The 24,908-nt window shown below is 43.9% G+C and carries 31 protein-coding genes; 17 read left to right on the forward strand and 14 right to left on the reverse strand.

Annotated features, from left to right (window positions below):
* Window positions 1-213 precede the first annotated feature (213 nt).
* From OSCIL6407_RS0105900 to ndhC, 3 genes are read right to left on the reverse strand one after another with little or no spacing between them, the layout of a single operon-like run.
* Window positions 214-717 carry an NAD(P)H-quinone oxidoreductase subunit J gene (locus OSCIL6407_RS0105900; RefSeq protein WP_007358206.1) on the reverse strand — a complete coding sequence of 168 codons (504 nt, stop codon included), beginning with the start codon at window positions 715-717 and terminating at the stop codon, window positions 214-216.
* On the reverse strand, window positions 710-1,432 hold the full coding sequence (ndhK, locus tag OSCIL6407_RS0105905) for a photosynthetic/respiratory NAD(P)H-quinone oxidoreductase subunit K (protein WP_007358205.1): 723 nt from the start codon (window positions 1,430-1,432) through the stop codon (window positions 710-712). Before ndhK ends, OSCIL6407_RS0105900 begins: the two co-directional genes overlap by 8 nt.
* Window positions 1,423-1,785 carry a photosynthetic/respiratory NAD(P)H-quinone oxidoreductase subunit C gene (ndhC, locus tag OSCIL6407_RS0105910; RefSeq protein ID WP_007358204.1) on the reverse strand — a complete coding sequence of 121 codons (363 nt, stop codon included), beginning with the start codon at window positions 1,783-1,785 and terminating at the stop codon, window positions 1,423-1,425. Before ndhC ends, ndhK begins: the two co-directional genes overlap by 10 nt.
* An 82-nt stretch (window positions 1,786-1,867) precedes the next feature.
* Here ndhC and OSCIL6407_RS37725 point away from each other — a divergent pair, with 82 nt between their 5' ends.
* Window positions 1,868-1,996 (forward strand): hypothetical protein, encoded by a 129-nt coding sequence (locus tag OSCIL6407_RS37725; protein ID WP_267879535.1) that lies wholly within the window; start codon window positions 1,868-1,870, stop codon window positions 1,994-1,996.
* Between the two features lie 226 nt (window positions 1,997-2,222).
* Here the strand turns inward: OSCIL6407_RS37725 and OSCIL6407_RS0105915 are convergent, their stop codons facing one another.
* The 4 genes from OSCIL6407_RS0105915 to OSCIL6407_RS0105930 all read right to left on the reverse strand — a co-directional run bounded on the left by OSCIL6407_RS0105915 (window position 2,223) and on the right by OSCIL6407_RS0105930 (window position 3,587).
* Window positions 2,223-2,645 (reverse strand): hypothetical protein, encoded by a 423-nt coding sequence (locus OSCIL6407_RS0105915; RefSeq protein ID WP_007358203.1) that lies wholly within the window; start codon window positions 2,643-2,645, stop codon window positions 2,223-2,225.
* On the reverse strand, window positions 2,638-2,868 hold the full coding sequence (locus tag OSCIL6407_RS0105920; protein ID WP_007358202.1) for a hypothetical protein: 231 nt from the start codon (window positions 2,866-2,868) through the stop codon (window positions 2,638-2,640). The genes OSCIL6407_RS0105915 and OSCIL6407_RS0105920 overlap by 8 nt, the downstream gene beginning before the upstream one ends.
* 231 nt (window positions 2,869-3,099) lie before the next feature.
* Window positions 3,100-3,306, reverse strand: a complete 207-nt coding sequence (locus OSCIL6407_RS0105925; RefSeq protein ID WP_007358200.1) for a hypothetical protein — start codon at window positions 3,304-3,306, stop codon at window positions 3,100-3,102.
* Window positions 3,307-3,308: 2 nt separating this feature from the next.
* Window positions 3,309-3,587: a hypothetical protein gene (locus tag OSCIL6407_RS0105930; protein WP_007358199.1), complete on the reverse strand. Its 279-nt coding sequence runs from the start codon at window positions 3,585-3,587 to the stop codon at window positions 3,309-3,311.
* A 484-nt stretch (window positions 3,588-4,071) separates the two neighbouring features.
* Between OSCIL6407_RS0105930 and OSCIL6407_RS0105935 the strand changes: the two genes are divergently transcribed.
* The 12 genes from OSCIL6407_RS0105935 to OSCIL6407_RS0105985 all read left to right on the forward strand — a co-directional run bounded on the left by OSCIL6407_RS0105935 (window position 4,072) and on the right by OSCIL6407_RS0105985 (window position 10,609).
* Window positions 4,072-4,407 carry a rubredoxin gene (locus OSCIL6407_RS0105935; protein WP_007358198.1) on the forward strand — a complete coding sequence of 112 codons (336 nt, stop codon included), beginning with the start codon at window positions 4,072-4,074 and terminating at the stop codon, window positions 4,405-4,407.
* Window positions 4,394-5,407, forward strand: coding sequence for a photosynthesis system II assembly factor Ycf48 (locus tag OSCIL6407_RS0105940; protein ID WP_019487019.1), 1,014 nt, complete (start codon window positions 4,394-4,396; stop codon window positions 5,405-5,407). The genes OSCIL6407_RS0105935 and OSCIL6407_RS0105940 overlap by 14 nt, the downstream gene beginning before the upstream one ends.
* A 54-nt stretch (window positions 5,408-5,461) precedes the next feature.
* The gene (gene psbE / locus OSCIL6407_RS0105945; protein ID WP_007358196.1) at window positions 5,462-5,713 is read left to right on the forward strand and encodes a cytochrome b559 subunit alpha; all 252 of its coding nucleotides are present in this window, start codon (window positions 5,462-5,464) and stop codon (window positions 5,711-5,713) included.
* A 21-nt stretch (window positions 5,714-5,734) separates the two neighbouring features.
* A complete protein-coding gene (gene psbF, locus OSCIL6407_RS0105950) occupies window positions 5,735-5,872 on the forward strand; it encodes a cytochrome b559 subunit beta (RefSeq protein WP_007358195.1) in 138 nt (45 codons plus the stop codon).
* Window positions 5,873-5,881: 9 nt separating this feature from the next.
* Window positions 5,882-6,004, forward strand: a complete 123-nt coding sequence (locus tag OSCIL6407_RS32310) for a photosystem II reaction center protein L (RefSeq protein ID WP_071592451.1) — start codon at window positions 5,882-5,884, stop codon at window positions 6,002-6,004.
* A gap of 69 nt (window positions 6,005-6,073) precedes the next feature.
* Window positions 6,074-6,193, forward strand: a complete 120-nt coding sequence (locus OSCIL6407_RS0105955) for a photosystem II reaction center protein J (RefSeq protein WP_007358194.1) — start codon at window positions 6,074-6,076, stop codon at window positions 6,191-6,193.
* Window positions 6,194-6,587: 394 nt separating this feature from the next.
* A complete protein-coding gene (locus OSCIL6407_RS0105960; RefSeq protein WP_007358193.1) occupies window positions 6,588-7,181 on the forward strand; it encodes a Uma2 family endonuclease in 594 nt (197 codons plus the stop codon).
* A 184-nt stretch (window positions 7,182-7,365) separates the two neighbouring features.
* Window positions 7,366-7,863, forward strand: a complete 498-nt coding sequence (locus tag OSCIL6407_RS0105965; RefSeq protein ID WP_007358192.1) for a DUF29 domain-containing protein — start codon at window positions 7,366-7,368, stop codon at window positions 7,861-7,863.
* A 38-nt stretch (window positions 7,864-7,901) separates the two neighbouring features.
* A complete protein-coding gene (locus tag OSCIL6407_RS0105970; protein ID WP_007358191.1) occupies window positions 7,902-8,156 on the forward strand; it encodes a SemiSWEET transporter in 255 nt (84 codons plus the stop codon).
* Window positions 8,157-8,186: 30 nt separating this feature from the next.
* Window positions 8,187-9,824 (forward strand): B12-binding domain-containing radical SAM protein, encoded by a 1,638-nt coding sequence (locus OSCIL6407_RS0105975; protein ID WP_007358190.1) that lies wholly within the window; start codon window positions 8,187-8,189, stop codon window positions 9,822-9,824.
* Window positions 9,825-9,915: 91 nt separating this feature from the next.
* Entirely contained in the window at window positions 9,916-10,242 is a 327-nt protein-coding gene (locus tag OSCIL6407_RS0105980; protein ID WP_007358189.1) for a type II toxin-antitoxin system RelE/ParE family toxin, read from the forward strand.
* Window positions 10,243-10,246: 4 nt separating this feature from the next.
* A complete protein-coding gene (locus OSCIL6407_RS0105985; protein ID WP_007358188.1) occupies window positions 10,247-10,609 on the forward strand; it encodes a helix-turn-helix domain-containing transcriptional regulator in 363 nt (120 codons plus the stop codon).
* A gap of 115 nt (window positions 10,610-10,724) precedes the next feature.
* Here the strand turns inward: OSCIL6407_RS0105985 and OSCIL6407_RS0105990 are convergent, their stop codons facing one another.
* The 3 genes from OSCIL6407_RS0105990 to lepA form a co-directional block, all read right to left on the reverse strand.
* Window positions 10,725-12,116, reverse strand: coding sequence for a UDP-glucose dehydrogenase family protein (locus tag OSCIL6407_RS0105990; protein ID WP_007358187.1), 1,392 nt, complete (start codon window positions 12,114-12,116; stop codon window positions 10,725-10,727).
* Window positions 12,117-12,253: 137 nt separating this feature from the next.
* Window positions 12,254-13,189 (reverse strand): UDP-glucuronic acid decarboxylase family protein, encoded by a 936-nt coding sequence (locus tag OSCIL6407_RS0105995; protein ID WP_007358186.1) that lies wholly within the window; start codon window positions 13,187-13,189, stop codon window positions 12,254-12,256.
* 248 nt (window positions 13,190-13,437) lie between these two features.
* A complete protein-coding gene (gene lepA / locus OSCIL6407_RS0106000) occupies window positions 13,438-15,249 on the reverse strand; it encodes a translation elongation factor 4 (RefSeq protein WP_007358185.1) in 1,812 nt (603 codons plus the stop codon).
* A 422-nt stretch (window positions 15,250-15,671) separates the two neighbouring features.
* On the opposite strand from lepA, the gene OSCIL6407_RS0106005 reads away from it, so the two are divergent.
* Window positions 15,672-15,899, forward strand: coding sequence for a type II toxin-antitoxin system CcdA family antitoxin (locus OSCIL6407_RS0106005; RefSeq protein WP_007358184.1), 228 nt, complete (start codon window positions 15,672-15,674; stop codon window positions 15,897-15,899).
* Window positions 15,900-16,156: 257 nt separating this feature from the next.
* Window positions 16,157-17,980: an ATP-binding protein gene (locus OSCIL6407_RS0106015; RefSeq protein WP_007358182.1), complete on the forward strand. Its 1,824-nt coding sequence runs from the start codon at window positions 16,157-16,159 to the stop codon at window positions 17,978-17,980.
* Between the two features lie 331 nt (window positions 17,981-18,311).
* On the opposite strand, the gene OSCIL6407_RS0106020 is transcribed toward OSCIL6407_RS0106015, so the two are convergent.
* The 3 genes from OSCIL6407_RS0106020 to OSCIL6407_RS38525 all read right to left on the reverse strand — a co-directional run bounded on the left by OSCIL6407_RS0106020 (window position 18,312) and on the right by OSCIL6407_RS38525 (window position 21,000).
* Complete coding sequence (locus OSCIL6407_RS0106020; RefSeq protein ID WP_007358181.1) at window positions 18,312-18,674, reverse strand: ferredoxin-thioredoxin reductase catalytic domain-containing protein; 363 nt, start codon at window positions 18,672-18,674, stop codon at window positions 18,312-18,314.
* Window positions 18,675-19,154: 480 nt separating this feature from the next.
* Entirely contained in the window at window positions 19,155-20,078 is a 924-nt protein-coding gene (locus tag OSCIL6407_RS0106025) for a histone deacetylase family protein (RefSeq protein WP_007358180.1), read from the reverse strand.
* Between the two features lie 301 nt (window positions 20,079-20,379).
* Window positions 20,380-21,000, reverse strand: a complete 621-nt coding sequence (locus OSCIL6407_RS38525; RefSeq protein ID WP_007358178.1) for a hypothetical protein — start codon at window positions 20,998-21,000, stop codon at window positions 20,380-20,382.
* Window positions 21,001-21,214: 214 nt separating this feature from the next.
* Between OSCIL6407_RS38525 and OSCIL6407_RS0106035 the strand changes: the two genes are divergently transcribed.
* A complete protein-coding gene (locus tag OSCIL6407_RS0106035; RefSeq protein WP_324603614.1) occupies window positions 21,215-21,460 on the forward strand; it encodes a hypothetical protein in 246 nt (81 codons plus the stop codon).
* Between the two features lie 31 nt (window positions 21,461-21,491).
* Here the strand turns inward: OSCIL6407_RS0106035 and OSCIL6407_RS0106040 are convergent, their stop codons facing one another.
* Window positions 21,492-22,034, reverse strand: a complete 543-nt coding sequence (locus tag OSCIL6407_RS0106040) for a GNAT family N-acetyltransferase (RefSeq protein WP_007358176.1) — start codon at window positions 22,032-22,034, stop codon at window positions 21,492-21,494.
* 181 nt (window positions 22,035-22,215) lie between these two features.
* Here OSCIL6407_RS0106040 and gyrA point away from each other — a divergent pair, with 181 nt between their 5' ends.
* Complete coding sequence (gene gyrA, locus OSCIL6407_RS0106045) at window positions 22,216-24,897, forward strand: DNA topoisomerase (ATP-hydrolyzing) subunit A (RefSeq protein ID WP_007358175.1); 2,682 nt, start codon at window positions 22,216-22,218, stop codon at window positions 24,895-24,897.
* Window positions 24,898-24,908 lie beyond the last annotated feature (11 nt).

The following is a 24,908-nucleotide window of genomic DNA, read 5'->3' on the forward strand; positions in this document are numbered from 1 at the left end:
ATATTATGTTTAATTAGGTGGATTTACTTATAGCAACCGCCACAACGGTTAGGACATTATCAATCCCCCAAACTATTTCTAGTATTGCATTTTCCTCCTGCCTCCTGCTATACCATGAGATTTATTAAGACTTACGCAAAAAAAACCGGGTTTCTTAGAAAAATCGAAGATTCTCAACTAGATATCTACGAATAAACCCGGTTTCTGACTTAATTAATAAGCATCTTGCAACTCATAGAAATCAGGGGAGATGTAATCTTTACGCAGCGGCCAGCCTACCCAGTCTTCCGGCATTAAAATCCGTTTGAGATTGGGATGCCCTTCGTAGACGATGCCGTACATATCGTAAGATTCCCGCTCTTGGAAATCTGCGGCTTTCCAAATCCAGTAAACTGAGGGTAATCGGGGGTCTGCGCGGGGCAAAAAGACTTTGACGCGCACTTCTTCGGGGCGATCGCAATTATCGCTCACTTTAACTAAGTCGTAGGTGCTGACTAAATCTTCCCCCGGCCCTTGGTCATAAGCACACTGACACCGCAAGTAATTAAACCCATAGGCGTAAAGTGCTGTTGCCATTGGGATTAAAAATTCCCGGTCTACTTTCAGAACCTCAACTCCCAAATGGTCTGGATCTAAGGCTTGGTGTTCAAAGCCATTCTGAGTTAACCATTGGGAAACTTTACCCGCTTCCACAATTGGGGCTGGCGAATCAGGCACGGGGCACCTCCTGTTTTTGACTGGCTTGCAGGGCGGGGGGTACGGGCATTCCCATTGCTTCGGTTAAGGCTGCGGGCGGTGTGAAGCGGGTGGGAACCTGTAAATATTTGCCGTCTAAGATTTCGTCTACGACTTTCATCTTGTGGCTTCTGGTGTAGTAGCGGTGGGTTGGCTGTAAGTTTCCCCGTTCTTGCAGAGAATCGTTAGCGATTTTCTTCCGCAGTTTGATAATTGCATCGATGATTGCTTCTGGGCGCGGGGGACAGCCGGGGATGTAAACATCTACTGGAATCAGTTTGTCTACGCCGCGTACTGCTGTGGGGGAATCCATGCTGAACATTCCGCCGGTGATGGTGCAAGCGCCCATAGCGATCACGTATTTGGGCTCTGGCATCTGCTCGTAAAGACGCACTAGGATTGGTGCGTATTTCATCGTGATCGTGCCGGCGGTGATGATTAGGTCGGCTTGCCGGGGGCTGGAACGGGGGACTAAGCCGAAGCGATCGAAGTCAAAGCGGGAGCCGATTAGGGCTGCAAATTCGATGAAACAACAGGCTGTTCCATAAAGCAGGGGCCACAGGCTGGATAAACGCGCCCAGTTGTAGAGGTCGTCAACTGTGGTGAGGATGACGTTCTCAGACAGTTGCGAGGTAATTTCCGGGCGCTCAACTGGGTTGATAAGTTGCGTTTTTTGTGTATCAGAACTTAAGACCATTCCAAGGCTCCTTTGCGCCATGCGTAAACGAGAGCAATAACTAAAATCGCGATAAAAATCAAGGCTTCGATGAAAGCCAGGAGTCCCAGTTGGCTGAAGGCGACGGCCCAGGGATAGAGGAAGACTGTTTCTACGTCAAAGATGACGAAGACTAGGGCAAACATATAGTAACGGATGTTGAATTGAATCCAGGCTCCGCCAATGGGTTCGACTCCAGATTCGTAGGTGGTGCGCCGGTCGTAGGGCCGGCTTTTGGGCCGCAGCAGCTTGGACGCTGTGAGGGCAAGAACTGGTATTAGGCTGGAGATGATTAGAAAGCCTAAGAAATACTCGTAGCCGCTGAGTGCAAACACGGTTGTTGACTACTGCCTCTGTAAAAGGGTTTTGTAACTTGTTCTTTACAATATACGATCGCGGGTGGGAGGGGCAAGGTAAATGGGTAATGAGTTATGGGTGATGGGTGAAGAATGCGATCGTACCTGTCTAGTTTGCAGCCAAGTTCTGAATAATATCCAAGATATCGGTCATCGCCAGAGCGATCGTCACTCTGAGGTTTCGACATAATTTTAGGTGAAAAATAATGGAAATCACACAGGACTGAAGTGCGATCGGTTGGGGGGCGGTTTTTTATAATTGGTTGATGCGTATCAAAGATTTGGGCAAAACCGCCCCTACAGGAATTATTGGGGCGATCGCTTTACATCAATATTAATGTAGGGGCGATCGTATTGGTCAGGAAAATATCGCGATCGCTTTTCTTTTGTGAGGTGCGATCGCTTATAACCACCTATTAGTGAGATTGCTTAGGCGCAATTTCAAACCCTAGTTCAGATACATAAAAACAAACATCAAACTCAGCCAAAAAATTTAACCTTCCTAAAATGAGCGGCATATTTCTTTGTCTAGTCCAAGCAAAAGCTAAGTTAACTGGTGCAAACCTGCTGACTGTCCCTGACAACAACAAAGCCCTAGCCTCGATATTTGCCAGATTTCCCGACAAAGAAATAATAAAAGTTTGTTCCTCCCAAACTGCCCCTAGTTGTAACCCAATTTCATAAGGCAAAACATTCATACTTGCCCCCGTATCCAGCAACCCCATCACCTCAATCGACTGGCTCCGATAGCTTAATTTTATCGGTAAATAAGGCGCATAAGATACCTGGCCAAAGCGATCCAATTGAGAGGCAAAAGAGTATTTTTCACCATTAAGCATTTTGCAGTTTCTTTTGTTCCTCTAAAAACTGTGCTAATTGACGCGCTCCTTCATCGGAATTATGCAACATCTCAAAATAATTATCTTTTGGCTCTAAGTTCGCCAAATCTTCCTCTTTTGCTAACTCAGAGACCAAAAATTCTATTACTCTTAATTTATCCACACGAGATAAATTGCTAAGTAGAGGAAATAGTTGTGCAATTGGCATAATTAAAATTTCCATTTATATTCATCCTATTTATGTTGCCAACATTTTTGCGTTTTTGTCAACTAGATTGACGATCATCTTTTAGCGCTCCTCCAGCCACGTTTATCTATGGTAAAAAAAGAACGATTGCTTTATATCAATATCAATTTAGGGGCGAGTATTGGGAACGAAAATATTGCGATCCCTTTTCTTTTGTGAGGTGCGATCGCTCTTTTGTTAACTGCGATCGCCCTTCTTTATCTTGTCCTAAACACTGGCATAATGTTTAGCGATTAACTCTCTAACTAATGGTAATAGCTCCAAAGGAACTTGAACAAACGCTTGCTCTTTACTATCAAACGCTGCTTCATCTTCTGCTACCGCTTCATCTTCTGACTGTCGATCGTAATGTTCGATCGTTTGGCGCACTCGTTTTTCATTCCAACCCAAGGGAAATTGATTTTGTGTTGCCATATTTACCTACCACGTTGTCGGCGTTTATAAGCACTCAAAGGTTTACCCGTTAACTCATACGCTGTTATGATAAAAGCGCTATATGACTCTGGTTCAGGAACGTAAACGATCTTAAGATAACGACCATCTATAGTTTGACCAATAGCTACCCGCGTACCTTCACGCCCCAAACGATCCTCACCTGGCTTTCTCAGTATATCCTCAACTTCTACCTCATTGACTCCATGCTCATAAATATGAGGTAAATCAGTTTCAGGATCTATATAAAAGCGCAAATTCATAGATTAATTATTTTGTTAAACAGATTAACCCCCATCTATCTAATATAGCATAAAGATTGGCAATATGATGTATATAGACTGTTTAGGGGTAGGGTAGGAAAAATGAAGTCGTACAAAATCGCGATCGCCCCCTTGACAAGCGTGAGAGCTAGCGCCCTTCTTCCTTCCACATTTATCTATGGTAAAAAAAGAGCGATCGCAATCTTTTAAAATTGACAAATCGCAATCTTTATAAAATTGACAAATTTGGCATCTGGCAAAAAATCACGTAAACTCTACCCGATCGCCTCAAACTCACCTTAAACCAGCTTAAAGTCCCTCAACCCTTGACCCAGCAAAGTCCCAGAACCATTGTCACCCCCTCAAAATCCCACCATCTCGAAAACAGGCGCTCCCTTTTTCCCAGATATGCGATCGCAGACTCATATTCTGTAATAATCTTTAATAGTTATTTTAAGATTGGCTTACACACTCTTTTTGAGCTATGGGCGATCCAGCCACCGAAGTCAAAACGCTAGATCGACACGAATGCCGCGCCTGCGGCTACGTTTACGAACCGAGAAAGGGTCACGCTCAAAGTCAGATTCCTCCGGGGACGGCCTTTGAAGATTTGCCCCAGACTTGGCGCTGTCCGGCTTGCGGTGCGCCGAAGTCCCGATTTCAAAATGTTGGCCAGACTGAAGGCGCTTCTGGATTCAAGGAAAATCGGCGCTACGGGCTGGGTGTCAATACTATGAGTGAATCCCAGAAAAGTTTGCTGATTTTTGGCGGCTTAGCCGTTGGTTTCTTGTTGTTGCTGAGTTTATATGGTTTGCAGTAAGACGATTGTGAGAGTTTGGCAACGAATTGTAATCTTATTGGTTGCTGTGCTAATCTGTGCGGGTTGCAGCACTATTCCTTCTGTGAGTTACAACCCCTGGAAGGTAGTTCCTCTGCCGACTAAAGCTAATTTGCAGGATGTCGCCTTTACTGGCAATCCTCAGCATGGCTGGATTGTGGGTTCTGACACTACTTTACTGGAAACAAAAGACGGTGGGGAAAATTGGCAGGCGATCGCTCTAAATTTAGAAGATGCGAGATCCCGTTTTTCCTCAGTGAGTTTTTCCGGTTCGGAAGGGTGGATTGTCGGACAGCCTTCGGTTTTGCTGCACACTGAGGATGAAGGTAAATCTTGGACTCGCATTGCTCTAAGTAGCCAGCTTCCCGGTTCTCCCAGTACGATTGTAGCTTTAGGGCCCCAGTCTGCCGAGATGACCACTGATGTAGGCGCGATCTATCAGACTGCTGATGGCGGTAAGACTTGGAAAGCTTTAGTACAAGAAGCTTTTGGGGTAGTTCGCAATATCAACCGTTCTCCTGACGGGCAGTATGTGGCGGTTTCGTCAAAGGGTAATTTTTACTCCATTTGGCAACCGGGACAGGATGCTTGGACTCCCTACAACCGCAATAGTTCTCGCCGTCTCCAAAATATGGGGTTTGGCAAGGATGGGCGTTTGTGGATGCTGGAGAGAGGCGGCCAAATTCAATTTAGCGATCCTCAAAATCGGGATGAGTGGGGAGAACCTTTTAGTCCCGATCGCAAAGCGAGTTGGGGTTTGCTAGATTTGGTTTACCGCACGAACGATGAGATTTGGCTGGCTGGTGGCGGTGGCAATTTGCTTTGCAGTTTTGATGGCGGGAAAACTTGGCAAAAAGACCGCGAGGTTGAGGATGTGCCCGCTAATTTTTACAAAATTGTCTTTATGACTCCTGAGAAAGGGTTTATTATCGGTGCGACCGGAACTCTATTGAAATATCAGGGATCGGCGCAACCTGCTTGATAGTAAAATTGTCTTAAAGATTTTGTGTTGAGCTGTTTTCTAGGAGGTATCTAAATGGCTGGTGGTTCAACTGGTGAGCGTCCGTTTGGGGACATTGTTACGAGCGTGCGTTATTGGGTGATTCATAGCATCACCATTCCAGCGCTGTTTATTGCTGGCTGGCTGTTTGTACAGACAGGCTTAGCTTATGATGTGTTCGGGACTCCCCGGCCGAATGAGTATTTTACTCAGACTCGCCAAGAAGTGCCGATCGTATCAGACCGTTTTGAAGCTAAGAAACAAGTCGATCAGTTCATTGCTAAGTAATTTAAAAAGGAGTTTGAAAGCATGACTAGCAGAGTCCCTAATAACGAGCCAGTTTCTTATCCGATTTTTACGGTGCGCTGGTTGGCAGTTCACACCCTTGGCGTTCCAACAATTTTCTTTTTGGGCGCGATCGCAGCTATGCAGTTTATTCAACGATAGGAGTTAATAATGCCTGAAAGAGTTCCAAATCCCAATCCACAGCCTGTTGAGTTAAACCGGACTTCTCTGTACTTGGGTCTGTTGCTGATTTTCACATTGGGTATCCTGTTTTCTAGTTATTTCTTTAACTAACTAGAATTTGAACGGATTTCGAGTTTTTTTGATTAGGTCTGTTTAGTTTTGATTTAAGAGGTGAATGCTGTGCTTCAATCTGGTCGAATTCCTTTGTGGCTTGTAGCAACTGTTGCTGGTATGGGCGTACTGACGATTTTGGGTATTTTCTTTTACGGAGCTTACGCTGGTTTGGGTTCTTCTATCTAACAGAGAATCAGGGGAGAGGAATTAAAAATTAAAGATTAAAAATGGCATAAATCTTAGCAATTTTCAATTTTTAATTGGACGTTTTTAATTCTGAAATATCTCCCCAGACCCATTAAAAATGGGCGCGAAGAGTAATTAAAAGCCTTGACTTTTTTGTATATTTGTAATATAATCCTGCTCTTTTACGAGCGGGATTTTTTGTACGGGACTTACGCAATCAACCAAAGAAACCGGGTTTTTTAGGAAAATATTTCGTTTTGACCTACATCCGAGCTCAAAAACCCGGTTTCTGGGACTCCCTGCGTAAGTCCTATTGTAGTTGGGTTGGTAGGATGCGGTTGGCTAGTTTGCTAGGTTGTTATAGTTGATGTAAGTACCCCATACAAGTAAAAAGATGACTACTGTTACTGTAAAACGCTTTACTTTAAGCGAATATCACCGTCTCGGAGAATTGGGTTTTTTTGGGCCGAATGAGCGAGTTGAATTGATTCGTGGAGAGATTATTCAAATGCCGACTAAAAACACACCTCACTCTGTTTGTAACTCACTTCTGGTTGAGGAGTTAATTATATTGTTAGGAAAACGTGCCCGTGTGCGGGGACAGGAACCGATTATTTTACCTGCTGACAGTGAACCTCAGCCGGATGTAGTTATTGCTCGCAATCGTGCTGATAATTATTTGTCTTCTCACCCGGAACCTGTTGATATTTTATTGGTGATTGAGGTTTCTGATTCGACTTTAAGTTATGACCAAAGAAAGAAGTTATCTATCTATGCTGAGGATGGAATTTCTAATTACTGGATTTTCAATTTAGTAGATAATTGGTTAGAAGTTTATAGCGAGCCTTATCGGGAAGGTCAAGATAAATTTGGTTATCGTTTGAAGCGAATTGTTTTGCCTAATGAGTCGGTAGTGATTCCTGGTTTCCCTGATTTGTCTCTGGATTTATCAGAGGTGTTTCCGGTGCAGAATGAAAATGATAGGTAAGTATGTCATTGCGAGGAACGAAGCAATCCCCTGTCATTGCGAGGAACGAAGCAATCCCCTGTCATTGCGAGGAACGAAGCAATCCCCTGTCATTGCGATTGCTTGGTTTCACTCGCAATGACATAGTAATTGCACTCAGAATAAAATTATATTTAACTCATAGTTTTGAGGTTTTAATTACACAATGCAAACATCACAAACTGAACAGGAAATGGAAAGTGTGGCGCTAAGTCTTTATGATGCTGATTTTTATGCTTGGACTCAGGAACAAGCAGAATTTTTACGGGATGGTAAATGGAGTCAGTTAGATTTAGTTAATTTAATTGAGGAGATTGAATCTTTGGGAAAACAGCAACGTTCTGAATTGCGAAATCGTTTGAGTATTTTGATTGGACATTTATTGAAATGGGAATATCAATCTAATCGCCGGAGTCGCAGTTGGTTAAATACAATACGCTTACAGCGTATGGATTTGTTGGAGTTACTGGCAGAAAATCCGAGTCTTAAACCATACTTACAAGAGGGTATTCAAGCAGCTTATAAAAAGGGTTTGCTGCTGGCTGTAGGAGAAACGAATTTGCCGGTTAAAACTTTTCCGTCAGAGTGTCTTTATTCACTGGAGGAGATTTTGAGCGATGGCTTTTATCCGGGTGAATTGGCTGCCGATGATTTGATGGAATAGTGCATAAATTTCTGCGAACCCTACTCTTAAACATTCTAATGGATTTAATCACAATATTAGGACTAACAGCCGCTACATTGACAACCAGTGCATTTCTACCTCAAGTGATTAAAACCTGGCAAACAAAATCCGCAAAAGATGTCTCTGTTACCATGCTAATTACTTTCTGTATCGGGATTTTCCTATGGTTAATATACGGGGTTTTCCGTCAAGATTTAGCCATTATTCTTGCCAATGCAGTTACATTAATTCTTAATTTAGCGATTTTATGGCTTAAAATTAGATATGAATGAGAAATTATCCAGCTAAGGCTGAATCTGCCAGTGACTCCTGACCTATTTTCCTCTGAACGCCTCCTGTTTACGCCAGCAACCCCTAACGCTGATGCCATCCCCACAATTTTTGCTTTTCCCAACGAGTATACTGTTGGCATTACTAGCCTTGGCTATCAGGTGGTGTGGGCAACTTTAGCAACCCGGAGTGATATCGAAGTCAGCCGCTTATTTACTGATACCCACGAACAATTACCGAGACAGCCAGAATTAGTGGGTTTTTCCTTATCTTGGGAACTCGATTATGTTAATATTCTCAATTTATTGGAATTTTTAGAAGTACCTATTTGGGCATCAAAACGCACAGATAATCATCCGATTATATTTGGCGGCGGTCCAGTTTTTACTGCTAATCCTGAACCTTTTGCTGATTTTTTTGATGTAATCTTACTAGGTGATGGCGAAAATCTACTTGCTAATTTCATTAATGCTTACAAAGAAGTTAGGACAGCAAATAGAAAAACTAAACTCCGCCATTTAGCACAAATACCAGGTATTTATGTTCCTAGTTTATATGAAGTAACTTATCACGAGCCGGCTGGTGGCATCAAGTCTATTTTGCCAGTAGATACAACCATCCCTGCACAAGTTGAAAAACAAACTTATCGCGGAAATGTTTTATCTGCTTCAACTGTAGTCACAGAAAAAGCAGCTTGGGAAAATATTTACATGGTGGAAGTGGTTCGCAGTTGTCCAGAAATGTGTCGTTTCTGTTTAGCAAGTTATCTAACATTACCATTTAGAACTGCAAGTTTTGAAGAGTCCTTAATTCCAGCCATTGAACGCGGTTTAACAGTGACAAATCGCTTAGGTTTGCTAGGTGCTTCTGTGACTCAACACCCAGAATTTGAGGGATTATTAGATTATTTAAGTCAACCTAAATATGATGAAGTGCGCTTGAGTATTTCATCAGTGAGGACGAATACTGTAACAGTACAATTAGCGGAAACTCTAGCTAAAAGAGATACTCGTTCTATTACAATTGCAGTGGAAAGTGGTAGCGAACGAGTTCGCAAAATTGTCAACAAAAAACTAAGTAATGATGAGATTATTCAGGCTTCCATCAATGCTAAAGCTGGGGGATTAAAGGGAATTAAACTTTATGGAATGGTGGGAATTCCTGGTGAAAAATCAGAAGATTTAAACGAAACTGTGGCAATGATGCGCGATATTAAAAAATCAGCGCCCGGTTTACGTTTAACTCTTGGATGCAGCACTTTTGTCCCGAAATCTCACACCCCTTTTCAATGGTTTGGAGTAAATAAAGAGGCAGAAAAAAGATTAAAGTCGTTAGATAAAGATTTAGGAAAATTAGGTTTAGAATTTCGACCTGAAAGTTATAATTGGTCTGTAATTCAGGCCTTGCTATCGCGGGGAGATAGAAGGCTGTCGAAGTTATTAGAATTGGTGCGGCATTATGGGGATTCTTTGGGTAGTTATCGCCGTGCTTTTAAGGAGTTACGGGGACAGTTACCTGAGATTGATTTCTATGTTCATGCTGAGTGGAAATTGGATTTAGTTTTGCCTTGGAGTCACTTAAAAGGGCCGCTACCTGTTGAGACTTTGAAAAAACATTTAGGGGAGGCAAAAAGTCATTTTTATGGCGAAGTTACGGAATTAAGAGTTTAAAAAATAAAAGTAAAAAGAGGTTAGTTATAGTTGCATAAATGATAAAATCAGGAACTCCACAAAATGAGGGGCAATTGCTTATAATACAATTATGGAAGTACAACCCAGGGAAATTGAACGTTACACTACCTCAGAGGGAAGAGTCCCTTACGATGAGTGGTTTAATTCACTCCGAGATATCAATACTCAAGCCAAGATTATCTCTAGGCTTAACCGCATAGCTGATGGTAATTTAGGGGATTCTCGCTCAGTGGGAGAAGGTGTGTGCGAACTAAAAATTAATTATGGGTCTGGCTACCGGATCTATTTTGGACAGATAGGTTCAACTACTGTGCTTCTACTGTGTGGAGGCGATAAAAGCACTCAAGACAAAGATATCCGCCGAGCTAAAGAATACTGGATAAATTATAGGAGTTAAAACAATGCCTAAAAGCCTACCTTATCATCCATTTCTGATTGAATCTCTCAGAAAAAAGCCGGAACTAGCGGCAGCCTATATAACCGCAACATTAGAGGAAGAAAAGCCGGAACCTGAACTACTCAAACGAGCCATAAATGATGTATTTGAAGCTCTTGGGGAAAAAACTATAACTCCAGAGCAAGCTAAAATACACTTAGACAAACTAGATGAAATTCTTTCACAACAGGGTAGCGATGTAATTTATAATCTAGGTACTTGGTTAAAGGCTATAGGATTAAAGCTCACTGTTACTGTTTGCGAAGCAGAAGAAAGCATAAAGACTTCTGAAATTCAATCTGAGTTAAGCGTTTCGCAAAATTCTTAAAAGAGAGTGTGAGAAAATAAAAATTAAATACATCGCTTTAAATAGCTAATAGTTAATTGCCTGTTTTTACAATTAACTATTAGCTATTAGTCCACATATTTAGCTTTCAACAGCTCTAGTGACCAATCCCCACATAGTGAAAACCAACAGCTTCCAGACTCTTTCTATCTAAGAAATTGCGACCATCAATCATCACTGGATGGTTCATCAACTTCGCCATTTTTGCATAGTCTAAGTTGCGAAACTGTTGCCAGTCAGTGACTAAAACCAAAGCATCACAACCATCTGCTAAGCGTTCGGGATCTGTTTCTACCATTACTCCAGACAAACCATGACGCATTCCCGTTTGTGAAACAATCGGGTCATAAGCTTTAACTTTCGCTCCCAATCGATTGAGATTTTCGATTAAATTCAATGCTGGTGCATCGCGCAAGTCGTCAGTATCCGGCTTGAAAGTTAAGCCAAGCAATCCTACTGTTTTACCTTTGAGAATTTTTAGCACTTGCTGCAATTTTTCAATGGCGATTGTGCGCTGGCGCTCATTAACTTCGACTGCTGCTTTCAGCAAGTGTGCGTCATAGCCGTAATCATCAGCGGTATGAACTAAAGCGGAAACATCTTTCGGGAAACAGGAACCCCCCCAGCCAATTCCTGCTTGTAAAAACTTGCCACCAATCCGGGAATCTAAACCGATACCTTTGGCTATTTGTACTACATCTGCGCCGACGCGATCGCAAATATTTGCGACTTCATTAATAAAGCTAATCTTAGTAGCCAAGAAAGCATTAGCGGCATACTTAATCATCTCAGCGGAACTGATATCTGTCACTACTACAGGTACCTGTGGCAACGATGGATCTTCGCTGTGCTTGCGCTCAATAATTGGCGTGTACAGTTCCATCATCATATCAATGCCACGCTTGCTATTGCTTCCCAAAACAATCCGATCTGGGTTAAAAGTATCGTAAACAGCGGAGCCTTCCCGCAAAAATTCGGGGTTGCTAACTACATCAAATTGAACACCACTTTTGGCTGCAACTTCTTCATTACTAACCTCGCCATCTCCTACCTTAGCTTTTTGGCGTTCTGCGAGTCCATCAAGTACAATCATCCGCACCCAGTCGCCAGAACCAATTGGTACTGTGGATTTATTTACTATTACTTTGTACTCCCCATCCAAGTGAGCACCAATTCCACGAGCGACGGCTTCCACGTAGCGAGTATCGCTTTCGCCAGTCGGCAAAGGAGGCGTTCCCACTGCAATAAATAAAATGTCACCGTGAGCCACCCCTGCGGCTAAATCCGAAGTAAATTCTAGATTTCCAGATTGAGAAGCTGACTGCATGATCTCCGAAAGTCCTGGCTCAAAAATTGGTGACTGTCCAGATTTCATTAACTTCACTTTTTCTTCGTTGTTGTCTACACAGATGACGTGATGACCGATGTGAGCCAAGCAGGTTCCTGTAACTAAGCCAACGTATCCAGTACCAATGACACAAACACGCATAGAATTATCCTCAAAGTAAGTAATGAAATTTAGTAATGGCTAATTGCTAATTGCTAATGGCTAATTGCTAATAACCAACAACTAACAATTAACCACTAACTAACAACAACTAACCACTAACAATTAACAACCAACAACTAACCATTTCCCAGAAGGCGATCGCGAAAATCATCAATAGTCAACTTCAAACCTTCATCTAGTGGAACTTTCGGTTCCCACCCTAACCAAGTTTTAGCACGGGTAATGTCCGGCTGTCGCTGTTTTGGATCATCTTGCGGTAAAGGCTTATAGATAATTTCCGTACCTGGATTCACCATCTCCTGAATTTTCTGAGCCAATTGTAAGATCGTATATTCACCCGGATTTCCTAAATTCATAGGCCCAATGTTATCACCATTCATCAAGCCCATTATTCCTTCTACCAAGTCAGAAACATAACAAAAACTTCGCGTTTGAGAACCATCTCCGTAAACAGTTAGGGGGATTCCTCGCAAAGCTTGGACGATAAAATTACTTACCACTCGACCATCATTTTCTAACATCCTAGTGCCATAAGTGTTAAAAATTCGCACTACCCGAATGTCTACACCATTTTGGCGGTGATAATCAAAGGCCAAAGTTTCAGCTACTCGCTTGCCTTCGTCATAACAGGATCGAATTCCAATACAATTGACATTTCCCCAATAATCCTCTGTTTGGGGATGTACGCTAGGATCGCCGTAAACTTCGGAAGTGGATGCTAACAAAATTCTGGCTTTCACCCGCTTTGCTAAACCCAGCATATTCATTGTCCCCATCACATTAGTTTTAATGGTTTTGACGGGATTATACTGATAGTGAACTGGCGAAGCTGGGCAAGCTAAATGATAGATTTGATCGGCTTCTAAGCGAATTGGTTCTGTAATGTCGTGCCGGATCAGTTCAAAATAAGGATTGTCCATCCATTTGAGGATGTTGCGCTTAGTCCCGGTGTAAAAATTATCCAGGCAAATTACCTCATTTCCCTGGGCCATTAAGCGATCGATGAGATGGGAACCGATAAAACCTGCTCCACCTGTGACTAATATTCTCATTATTTGCGTTACTGAGTTGTTGAGATCGAGCTACGGTACAAATATTTCGTTCTAAACTTAGATAGGACTTACACAAAAGCTGATTTTCTTTAAGAAACGGGGTAATTAGAACCCGGTTTCTTCAAGTTTTTTTGTGTAAGCTTTTTTTGTGTAAGTTCTATCCTTGCTCCAAAATAACAAAGACTACGGCTGAAACAATGTTCGCAACGCAGAATTTATCAAATCTTCATTATTGTAACCAATCAAGATTATGGCTGATCCAGCCGTAACACTGCCATGAAAGCCTCTTGGGGGACATCCACTGTCCCGACAGATTTCATGCGCTTTTTACCTTTCGCCTGTTTCTGTAAGAGTTTTTTCTTACGGGAGATATCACCGCCGTAACATTTGGCGAGAACATCTTTACGCAAGGCGGGAATGTGTTCGCTGGCAATGACTTTACTGCCAATGGAAGCTTGAATGGGAACCTTAAACTGGTGACGGGGAATTAATTCCTTGAGTTTTTCTGTCATTCCTCGGCCTACATTGTAAGCTTTGTCTCGGTGAACGATCATTGCTAAGGCATCAACGGGCTCGGCGTTAATTAGAATGTCCAGTTTTACCAGAGGATTTTCGCGGTAGCCGATGATGTGATATTCCATGCTGGCATAGCCGCGCGATCGCGACTTCATCTGGTCAAAAAAGTCTGTTACTACCTCCGCTAAAGGCAAATCGTAAGTTAAAGTTGTCCGCCCTTTAGCGAGATATTTCATGTCCTTAAACACGCCTCGGCGGTTCTGGCTTAACTCCATTAGCGCCCCTACATAACCCTCTGGCGCGATCATTTCCACCTGAACGTAGGGTTCCTCTATTTTCTGGCGTAACTGAGGGTCGGGCAAGTGGCTGGGGTTATCGATCATCACGACTTCCCCTTTAATCGTCGTCACTTGATAGACCACAGAAGGAGCCGTAACGATCAAATTCAGATTATATTCCCGCTCCAGCCGTTCCTGCACGATTTCCATGTGCAGCAAGCCCAAAAAGCCGCAGCGGAAGCCAAAACCCATTGCACTTGATGTTTCTGGTTCGTAAGCCAAGGCTGCATCGTTGAGTTTCAGCTTTTCCAAAGCTTCCCGCAAGTCGGGAAATTGATCGGCATCGATGGGAAATAAGCCGCAAAATACCATCGGCTTGGCCTCAGTGTAACCAGGCCAAGGTTCCGAGGCCTTATTTTTTGCCAGCGTAATTGTATCGCCCACGCGGGCATCAGCCACAGCTTTGATTGCAGCAGCGATATACCCCACTTCGCCAGCGTGGAGTTCGTCTACCTGCACTTGGGTGGGGGAAAGGATGCCTAACTCGTCGATTTCGTATTCCTTCTCAGAGGCCATCAGATGAATGCGATCGCCCTTTTTCACCGTCCCATCCATCACCCGAAAATAGACAATCACCCCACGATAGCTGTCGTAATAACTGTCAAAAATCAGGGCTCGTAAAGGTTTGGATACAGTATCCTGCGGCGGCGGTACCAGGCTGACAATGGACTCCAAAATCTCGTCAATGCCAATCCCCTCTTTCGCCGAAGCTGGAATCGCCCCAGAACAGTCTAAGCCAATAATTTCTTCAATTTCGCTTTTTACCCGGTCTGGTTCCGCCCCTGGCAGGTCAATTTTATTCAAAACCGGGATAATTTCTAAATTATTTTCCAGAGCCAGATAGACATTTGCCAAAGTTTGTGCTTCCACACCTTGAGAAGCATCTACCACCAATAGAGCACCTTCGCAGGCGGCGAGACTTCGCGACACCTCGTAGGAAAAATCTACGTGCCCGGGAGTATCAATTAAATTCAGCACGTACTGCTGACCATCCTTAGCAGTGTAATTCATCCGAGCCGCTTGCAGCTTAATCGTAATGCCGCGCTCCCGTTCGAGATCCATCGAGTCTAAAAATTGCTCTTTCATCTCCCGATCGCCCACCGTCCCAGTCGCCTGCAACAGGCGATCGGCCAAAGTAGACTTCCCGTGGTCGATGTGAGCGATGATTGAAAAGTTGCGAATGCGAGAAACAGGGACGCTAGTCATAGGAGCCGGGAATGGATGCTTTTTGTTGTATCATTACACACGCAGAGGCTAAACACTTGCAATCCTTCCTTCCTTTCTATTCTACAGAAGGTGTTTAGGATGTTGGTCAAGCCGCTTCCTTAGAAAGTTTCCCTTTAAGGTTGGGCGATCGCTCAACAGCAGATGTCAGGAATTACCAACGCTTGACAAAAGGCACCTAATTTGATGGTATTATTGGAATTGGGGAGGAGATGTGGTACAAAAAATATCTGTTTTTAATAGCCATAAATCCCTTTTTAGCGGCAAATTATACATTCCTTAAAAAGAAAAACCCGTAAGTTTCTATTAGGAACTTCAACAAAAATACTTCTTCCTTGTTAAGATTTCGCGATTCTGACACTCCCACCCCTAAAGGCGATGGGTTTCCATTTTGGAGCATTTATATGAACGAGCAAACCATCCCCCCCCACAGTTCAGCCGACAAGGTGGAAGTGTCTGTCCACTTAGATTCTGAACTATTAGATCAAATTAAGCACCTCACAAATGACCCCAGCAAGGTGATAGAGACTGCGATTCGCCAGTGGCTTAGAGGCGAACGCCGCGAAGATGAGTTAGCCTTGAGTCTTCGGCGCAACCCCCCCATCCCCCCGCGCGGCGAATGGAACGATTGATGCAGAATGAAGGAGATGGGAGCAGGGGAGCAGAGGGGCAGAGGGGCAGGGGGGCAGAGGGGACTGAGAAGGCAAAAGGATTTATTACTCTAGGAGAGAAGGTTGAAGACATTAGCTGAATGCTAACGCACAAGAAAAGCAAAATTCTCCCCATCTCCCCTATCCTCCCCCATCCTCCTCATCCTCCCCATCTCCCCCGCCCCCCCGCTCCCCATCTCCTCCGCTCCCCTCCCCTTGCAGTTTCCAGTGGTAATCTGATGAACTCTAACGCTGATTTCCAGCTTTCGAGCCAAGCCCCTACTGACTTTTTGCAAGAATTAGGGGCAGAGTTAGTATTTACCCAGGACGCTTCTGGCAAATATCTATCTTTTTACTGGCAACAAGCTGAGAATTACAAACTGAACCCGGAAAAGATCGTAGGTTGCCAGATGAGCGAAACTTTTGGGCCAGTGGCGATCGCACCTTATCTTGACCGAGTACGCCGCGCCCTCGACGGTCAAATGCCAGAGCGATTCAGCTATCCCTTTGCCTACGCAGAGCAGTATTTTCCCTTCGACCTAGTAATTAGTCCGGTGCTAACAGCCAACGGCAAAGCAACCAAAGTTCTAGTTATGGGCCGACTGTTACCTCATAAACTGAACGCTCAAGCCGTTAATTCTCAAGAATTAGTCGCCTATCCCGCTTTAGCCTCAAACTTGGATTTGCACCAAAAAATGCTGATTCAAATTGCTGGGAGTATCCGCCGCACGCTCCCTCCTAGTTCTGAGTTGTATCATAAAATTCTCTCTCAAATTGCTCAGAATGTTCGCCGAACTCTGGATTTAAAAACTATTTGGCAGCAAACTGTTAACAGTTTAGGGCAAGTTTTGGGAGTCACTCGCTGCATTATTTGTTCTTATAAAGAAGAAGAAAATTACGATTTCTCAGAACTCAATCCTAAATTTAAAGTAGTCGCTGAATATTGCCAAGAGGCTTACTCTTCGATGCTGGGTTTAGAACTCTCAGAGGCGGATCAGCCTGGGTGGAGTCAGGCTTTAGCGACTTTAGAACCAGTAGCAGTAGAGCGCACTCCTGATACTAAAGACCCCTTTGAGCGCTTTTCGGTGCTGGTAGCAGCTACCTCCTATCAAGACCAACCCAATGCTTTGATTTGCTTGCACCAATGTAATACTATCCGCCGATGGAGCGCCGTTGAGGTAGAGTTTGTGCGGGAGCTAGCCGTGCAAGTGGGGACTGCGATCGCTCACGCTACTCTCTATCAAGAATTAGAACAAGCTCGTGCTGAAGCTGTGGCTTTGTCTCAACTCAAAAGCCAGTTTCTAGCCAATACCTCCCATGAACTCCGCACTCCTCTGAATGGAATGCTTGGCTTTCTCAAGTTAGTAATGGATGGTATGGCAGACGATCCAGAGGAAGAACATCAATTTATTCAAGAAGCTTACCGTTCAGCGCTGCACCTGCTCAATCTCATCAATGATGTTTTGGATATTGCCAAGATTGAAGCCGGGAAAATGGAGTTAGAACTTACTCCTATTAAAATCAATGAACTGTTGCAAGAAGTAGAAAATTTTACCCAGGCTCAGTTGCAACAAAAGCAGTTAAATTTTAAAATCCAAAAGCCTGCAACTCAAGATGAAATTATTGTATATGGCAACTACCAGCGCCTGCTCCAAGTGATGTTAAATCTAGTAGGAAATGCGATTAAGTTTACCCATGAAGGGGGTATTAGTATCAGTATGGAATTGATTAAGAAAAAGATAGTTATTCAGAATCGGGAACTACCAGGTCTGGTAAAAATTAGAGTTGCGGATACAGGAATTGGAGTTTCTTTGGACAAACAAGATAAACTGTTTCAGTCTTTCTTCCAAGTAGACGGCGATCGTACTAGGCAATATGGCGGTACGGGTTTAGGTTTGGCAATTTCCCAAAAATTGGTAGAAGCTATGAGAGGGACGGTGAATTTTTATAGTATGGGAGAAGGATTAGGCTCAACTGTAACATTTACCATACCACTATATCAAGAACCAATAATGATTTCTACCCAATCTGCTGAAACTATTGAGTTTTTTACTATAGATTGAAACTTATAGCTAGGGGCTAGGGGCTAGGGACTAGGGACTAGGGGAAAAGAGTCAATGGTTTGGGTCATGAGCGAATGTCCTAAGTAAATCCACCTAATTAAACATAAGATAAGGATGGCTAAAAAGCTGACTGTATAAACATTCTTCCTTCTCTCCTAGATAACTAAATTTTTCTTCCTTCTCTCCTTCTTCCTTCTTCCTTCTTCCTTCTTCCTTCTTCCTTCTACTTAACAGCTAAGAAGGTTGCTATAACTTAAATTTATGGCGAAGCTTTCCGGCGGCGAAAATTAGAGATTCAACTATAAATTTTCGCCGGAAAGCTTCGCCCCTATTACATACTCTCTCTGACTGCTTGAAGTTGTTCCATAGAAATTTCTTGAATTTCGCCGGCAAAATCGTTGTCTGGAGTCAAAAACAGCATACAGTGGCATTCCTTACGTTCGCGCATGGGAATACAAGGGCAATTCCAGTATGCAGCTTTTACTTCTGCTTCTTTATCCTCGTAGTGGCGACAGGGACATAAGGGGGCACCGAGTTCGTCTTTGTGCTTCGCGAGTCCTTCAATGACTACAGCGGTGACAGAAGGTTCAACACAGAAGTAAGTGCTGGTGCGTTTAGCATAGGTTTCGGAGAAATTCTTCATCGCCTCCAGAGTTTTTTCGTTGGAGAGCTTGGTATTTTCTGTGGTTTTCATAGTTTAGATGGTAGGACGAATTGACACTCCCCGGTCTAAAGATACGGAGATGATTAACAACAACCTTTTGGGGATAAATCCACAAAAATCTTGATTTTTAAAGGCTGTATCAAACAGCCACTATCCACTTACTCCGATTAATCTAAGTTTATGGCTACTTTTAGACTGCGGCATACTATCTATAGCAGAAGGCAGAACGCAATAAAAGCAATCGTTTGAGCAAGTAAGAAATTCTTAATCACTTTAGCGGTTGCTATATCTTTTAATTCACGCTTTTAGCTGCCAATTTTTTACCCCTGACGATACCCAAAGGTATGACGTGGGTTGTGGGATTTCAACCGTTTCGTAGCTAAAGTTCAGAGTGTTTTGTATGGTATGTTAACTTTATCACGTCTGTTGAAAATAATGCCGCAATTTAAGTAGCTAGGCTATTCGCTATAGTTGCGATCGCTACTCACCAAAAGTCTTGAGTGTCCAATCCTAGAGCAAACACCGGGCAATAGTTGCCGTTACTGACTCAGCTAACTCTTTAAGGGCATAACCCCCTTCTAACCCAAAGGAAATGCGGCGGGTAATTTTAAGGCAGTAGTCTGTGAACACCCCATAATCCGAAGGTAGGAGGGTAATACTCGCCAAGGGATCGGCGGCATTGCCGTCGTAGCCAGCGCTGACAATCAACAAATCGGGCTTAAATTTCGATAAAAATGGCATAACTTGAGATTCAAAGGCAGTGCGGTACTCGGTGATGCCGCTACCAGGATACATCGGAAGGTTGAGTACATTGTCGTAGGCTCCGCGTTCGTCTCCATAACCAGTTCCCGGATAGCAGGGAGATTGGTGCAGGGAACAGAAAGCGATTTGGCGATTATTTTCAACTAGGGACTGGGTACCGTTACCGTGATGCACGTCCCAGTCGAGGATGGCTACTCGGTTAATTCCTGGTTGTTCGAGGGCGTAATGAGCAGCGATCGCAGCATTAGAAAACAAACAAAAACCCATGCCGCGCTCTCTTTCAGCATGGTGTCCGGGCGGCCTTGCTAGCACGAAAGCTGGTTCACCACTGGCTAAGGCGCGATCGGCACCATCCAACCAAGCACTAATTGCTAGCAATGCCACATCATAACTATCTGCGGAAACTGGCGTGTCGCCATCCAAGTAGCCACCTCCCCGTTGTGCTAGGTGCTCTACTTCGTGAATGTATTTCTGCGAGTGAATCTTTTTGAGAATCGCAGTTAATACCTCGCTACGTTTTTGAACGGGTGTGGGTAACTGCCAATCAAGCTCAGCACCCCAAGGTGCAGCTTTAAGAGCTTCCACGATCGCACTTAGACGCTCTGGCCGCTCTGGGTGAAGCATACCAGTCTTGTGCAGCAAAAAATCCTCAGAGTAGATGACAGGTAGCATAGACAGTTCGGAGTTTTGTACCAGAGGCAACTAATAGCCAGAACGAGTTATTGTCATACTCGACTGATCCGTATGATAACCCGCTTTGACAATCGACTGACCGCAAAAACACCAAAGACTAGGATTCCTAATTGCTGAAGGGGGAAAGGTTAATTTTGTAACTTTCCTTGTTGCTAAGTTGCTAACATCCTTCAACACGAGTGCCATCGGTATAACGGTAGGAACCTTGACCGCGCTTTTAGCAGTTGAGAAATTCTCCTTCGTAGCGATCGCCATTGGCAAACAGATGCACCCTTCCCATTCATTTTTCTATCAGCGAACTCTCCCTAATAACCGTTGCCGTTGGGAAATTCACGGATGCCTTTGCCATTAAATTCTCCATCAGCAAATTCACCGTCGTAACGCCCTTCTTCTTTAGCTGTAGCGGTACTGGGTTAATTTCCGGCTCTGACGCTGTTATCTCTGGCAGTCCTGGGCTAATTTCCGGCTCTGGTGCTGGTATCGATGGCGGTACTGGGCTAATTTCCGGCTCTGGTGCTGGTATCGATGGCGGCGCTGGCTGAATTTCCGGCTCTGGTACTGGTACCTTTGGTGGTTCTGGCTTAATTTCTGGCGCTGGTACCTCTGGCGGTTCTGGCTTAATTTCCGGCTCTGGTACCTGCGGCGGTTCTGGCTCAATTTGTGGCTCTGGGGGAGCAGGTTTGACCGTTTGAACGACCTTTTCCTGAACTACTTCGGGCTCCTCAACTAAAACAAATTTAATGGGTTCCTCTGCAAATTCAGTTGGCTTGACCAAGTTAAGGCTCAAGGGTAAAACAACACCGTGCAGTACGGTTGAGCCTTTTAGGTTCAATGCCAAAAATTTCTTCAGATCGGCTTCTGGTTGTTCTCTTTGTGCTGTGGAAACGTTTAAAAAAGTCATGCTTTATGGCTCTCCTATATGCAGGGTTGGGCAAATTCTTGGTTGAACGATCGCATCTAATCCGCAAAGACTAACGAAGAGTGGTTGAGTTCGTTCTTAACTAGGAACTTATAAAGTCTATCGAGAAGCAGTCACTTTTATCAAGTACTCTTGATATTATTTAGTATTTATAATTGCCCTAAGTTGGAATTTTCCGTAGTATCACATCAATAACATTGATGATTTTACTTTAGCCGTATTATACGGAATTGTTGGAGCAGTAGCAGACTGGATTTTTATGGCTATTTTTAGAGGTTGCGATCGCGCCTGTGCCGGAATTCCTGGGTCTGTTTACCTGCGGACAACTATTGCAGGGCTAATATTGGGCGCGATCGCAGCTATTTTGCCACTAACTCGTTACTTTGGTTACGAAGAATTAGAATCAGTAGTTACTGCTAGCTTTTCTATTAATTTTCTATAATAAATAAGTCTTCTCTTTTCTCAATTTCTTCTTATGGATAGAATTCATTTTTATCAAGAGTATACCTAACAGCCTCTTTATTGCTGCCGGGAAACTTCATCTCAATAAACGATTTATCAAATTTCAATCCTGCTTTTTCCATGACGCGAATCGATCCAGAGTTAACTGCTAAAGCCTTAGCAAAAACGCGCTCCGTACCCAATTCAGTAAATCCTTTATGAATCAGCGCGATCGCAGCTTCCGTTGCATAGCCTTTACCCCAGAATGCTCTTTTCAAACGATAGCCCAGCTCAATATCCTCGCTACGATCTAAGGCTGGCCGGAAATGAAACCAGCCGATAAATTCACCGCTAGATTTTTCCTCTGCTGCCCAAAATCCATAGCCTTGATAGTCCTCATAATATTTGAGAAATAATGGCAAAGTTTGAGAGCGAATCTGTTCGCGATCGCTAGCCTGTCCCCCATTAATATACCGCATCACTTCGGGGTCGCTGTCCAACTCATATAAGTTATCTAAATCCCCCTCAGTAAAGTAACGGAGAATCAAACGTTCTGTCTCCAGAAAAACCTTCACGGTAGCTCCCAATTAAATGTTTGATTTATGGTTGCACGTAGCGGCTAAAAATGGTCATATTGTGCTATAATTTTAGGCGTAACTCGCAATATTTGGCAACTCAACCGAAGATAAACCGATTTTAACGCATCTTCCTGGTTTCTAGCTGCCAAGTTCAGAATTTTATGGAGTATTTCATCGTATGAGCACCTCTGAGTCGCGGATTATCCCGACGGATCTGCGGAATGAGATGTCCCGGTCTTACCTAGAATACGCCATGAGCGTAATTGTAGGCCGGGCTCTACCAGATGCCAGGGACGGTCTTAAGCCTGTTCACCGCCGCATTCTCTATGCTATGAACGAACTAGGCTTGACTCCCGATCGACCTTTCCGCAAATGCGCCCGCGTTGTGGGGGAGGTGCTGGGCAAATATCACCCGCACGGGGATACAGCGGTGTACGACGCTTTAGTGCGGATGGCTCAGGATTTCTCCATGCGCCAACCTCTGATTGACGGGCACGGCAATTTTGGCTCGGTGGATAATGACCCGCCAGCGGCGATGCGTTACACAGAGTGCCGCTTAACACCGCTGACTAGCGACGCGATGCTGCGCGATATCGACTCGGAAACCGTCGATTTTGGCGATAATTTCGATGGTTCGCAGCAGGAACCGCTGGTTTTACCATCGCGCATCCCCCAAATTTTGGTTAATGGTTCGTCGGGGATCGCTGTGGGAATGGCGACGAATATTCCTCCTCACAATTTGGGAGAAGTAATTGAAGGTTTAATGGCATTAATTGCCAATCCAGAAATTACCGATATTGAGCTGATGCAGTACATTCCCGGCCCTGATTTTCCAACGGGGGCGCAGATTTTAGGGAAAGCCAGCATCCGGGAAGCTTACACTACTGGTAGGGGTTCGATTACGATGCGCGGCGTAGCTGCGATCGAAACTATTGAACATCCAGGTAGACCAGACAAAGAAGCAATTATTATCACAGAGTTGCCATACCAAACTAATAAGGCGGCGCTGATTGAAAAGATTGCAGAAATGGTGAATGAGAAGCGGCTGGAGGGGATTTCTGATATTAGAGATGAGAGCGATCGCGATGGTATGCGGATTGTGATAGAGCTCAAACGAGATGCTTATCCTCGCGTTGTTCTCAACAACCTTTACAAACAAACTCCCCTACAAGCTAACTTCGGGGCAAATATGCTCGCGCTAGTAAATGGGGAACCTCAATTACTTTCGCTCAAGCAGTTTCTCAGCGTCTTCTTAGATTTTCGGATTGAGACAATTACGCGGCGGACTCAATACGAACTGCGGAAAGCGGAAGAACGCGATCATTTACTTCAAGGTTTATTGATTGCTCTCGACAATTTGGATGCTATTATTCACCTAATTCGTAGTGCTGCTGATACGGCAACAGCGAAACAGGAATTGATAGATACTTACGGTTTGTCAGAGGTACAATCAGATGCAATTTTGCAAATGCAGCTCCGACGCTTGACGGCCTTGGAAGCGCAGAAGATTACTCAAGAACACGAAGAGTTACTAGAGAAAATTGCCGACTTACTAGATATTTTGGCAAAGCGGGAGCGGATTCTGGAAATCATCCAAACAGAAGTCGCTGAAATCAAACTGAAGTTTGCCTCGCCGCGCCGAACTATCATCGAACACGCCGAAGGAGAAATCGACGAAACCGATTTAATTGCCAACGAACAAGCCATCATCTTGCTGACAGAACAAGGCTACATTAAGCGAATGCCAGTCAGCACTTTTGAGGCTCAAAGTCGCGCTACTCGCGGCAAAGCTGGTACGAAAATGAAAGAGGATGATGGCGTTGAACATTTCCTCTCCTGCTGCGATCACGATAGCGTCTTATTCTTTAGTGATAGAGGCGTTGTTTACTGTCTCAGAAGTTATCAGATACCCGTCAGTTCTCGCACGGCGCGGGGGACTCCGATTGTACAATTGCTGCCTATTCCGATTGAAGAAAAAATCACTTCTATTGTATCGGTGACAGAATTTAGCAATGAAGAATACTTAATAATGCTAACTCGCAGCGGCTTTATTAAGAAGACTGTCTTATCTGCTTTTAGTAACATTCGTGCTAACGGGTTAATCGCTATTTCTCTGGAAGAAGGCGACCAATTGCGCTGGGTACGGCTAGCAAGAGTTGACGATAGTATTATCATCGGTTCGCGCCAAGGAATGACAATTCATTTCCGAACTAATCACGAACAATTGCGCCCAGTTGGTCGAGCAACCCGGGGGGTAAAGTCCATGAAATTGCGAGCAGGCGATGAGCTGATTGGCATGGATATTTTACCAAGTTCAATTGTTGCGAGTATTGCGGAGTTAGAAACTGAAGATTCGGAATTGGAAGAGGAGGAATTAGAAGTATCTGCCCAGGAAATTGAAGTGCAAGTGGAGGAAATTGAAGGCAGCGATGCTGAAGAAATCCCCACTGCTAGCAGTCAAGGCCCTTGGGCGCTGGTAATTACTACAAATGGTTACGGCAAGCGCGTTCCTGTTACTCAATTCCGGTTGCAAAGACGTGCTGGTAAAGGTTTAACAGCTACTAAATTCAAGTCGAAAAAGGCTAAAGATTATGTAGCTGCATTGCGAATTGTCAATGAAAATGACGAGTTGATGATCGTTACTAGCAGAGGTATTATTATCCGTCAGACTGTCAATGCAATTTCTACCCAATCCCGGAATGCAACGGGTGTGCGAGTGCAGCGTTTAGATGAGGATGATTCAATTGTAGCTGTAGCTTTAGTACCGCTATCTGGTGAAGAATCGGAGTCAGATGAAGCTGTGGATTTAGTCTCAGTATCTGGTGAAGAATCAGAATTAGAGTCAGCGGAAATGGAGTAATTTCTTCAGTT

This window comes from Kamptonema formosum PCC 6407 (assembly GCF_000332155.1).
Lineage (GTDB): Bacteria > Cyanobacteriota > Cyanobacteriia > Cyanobacteriales > Microcoleaceae > Kamptonema > Kamptonema formosum.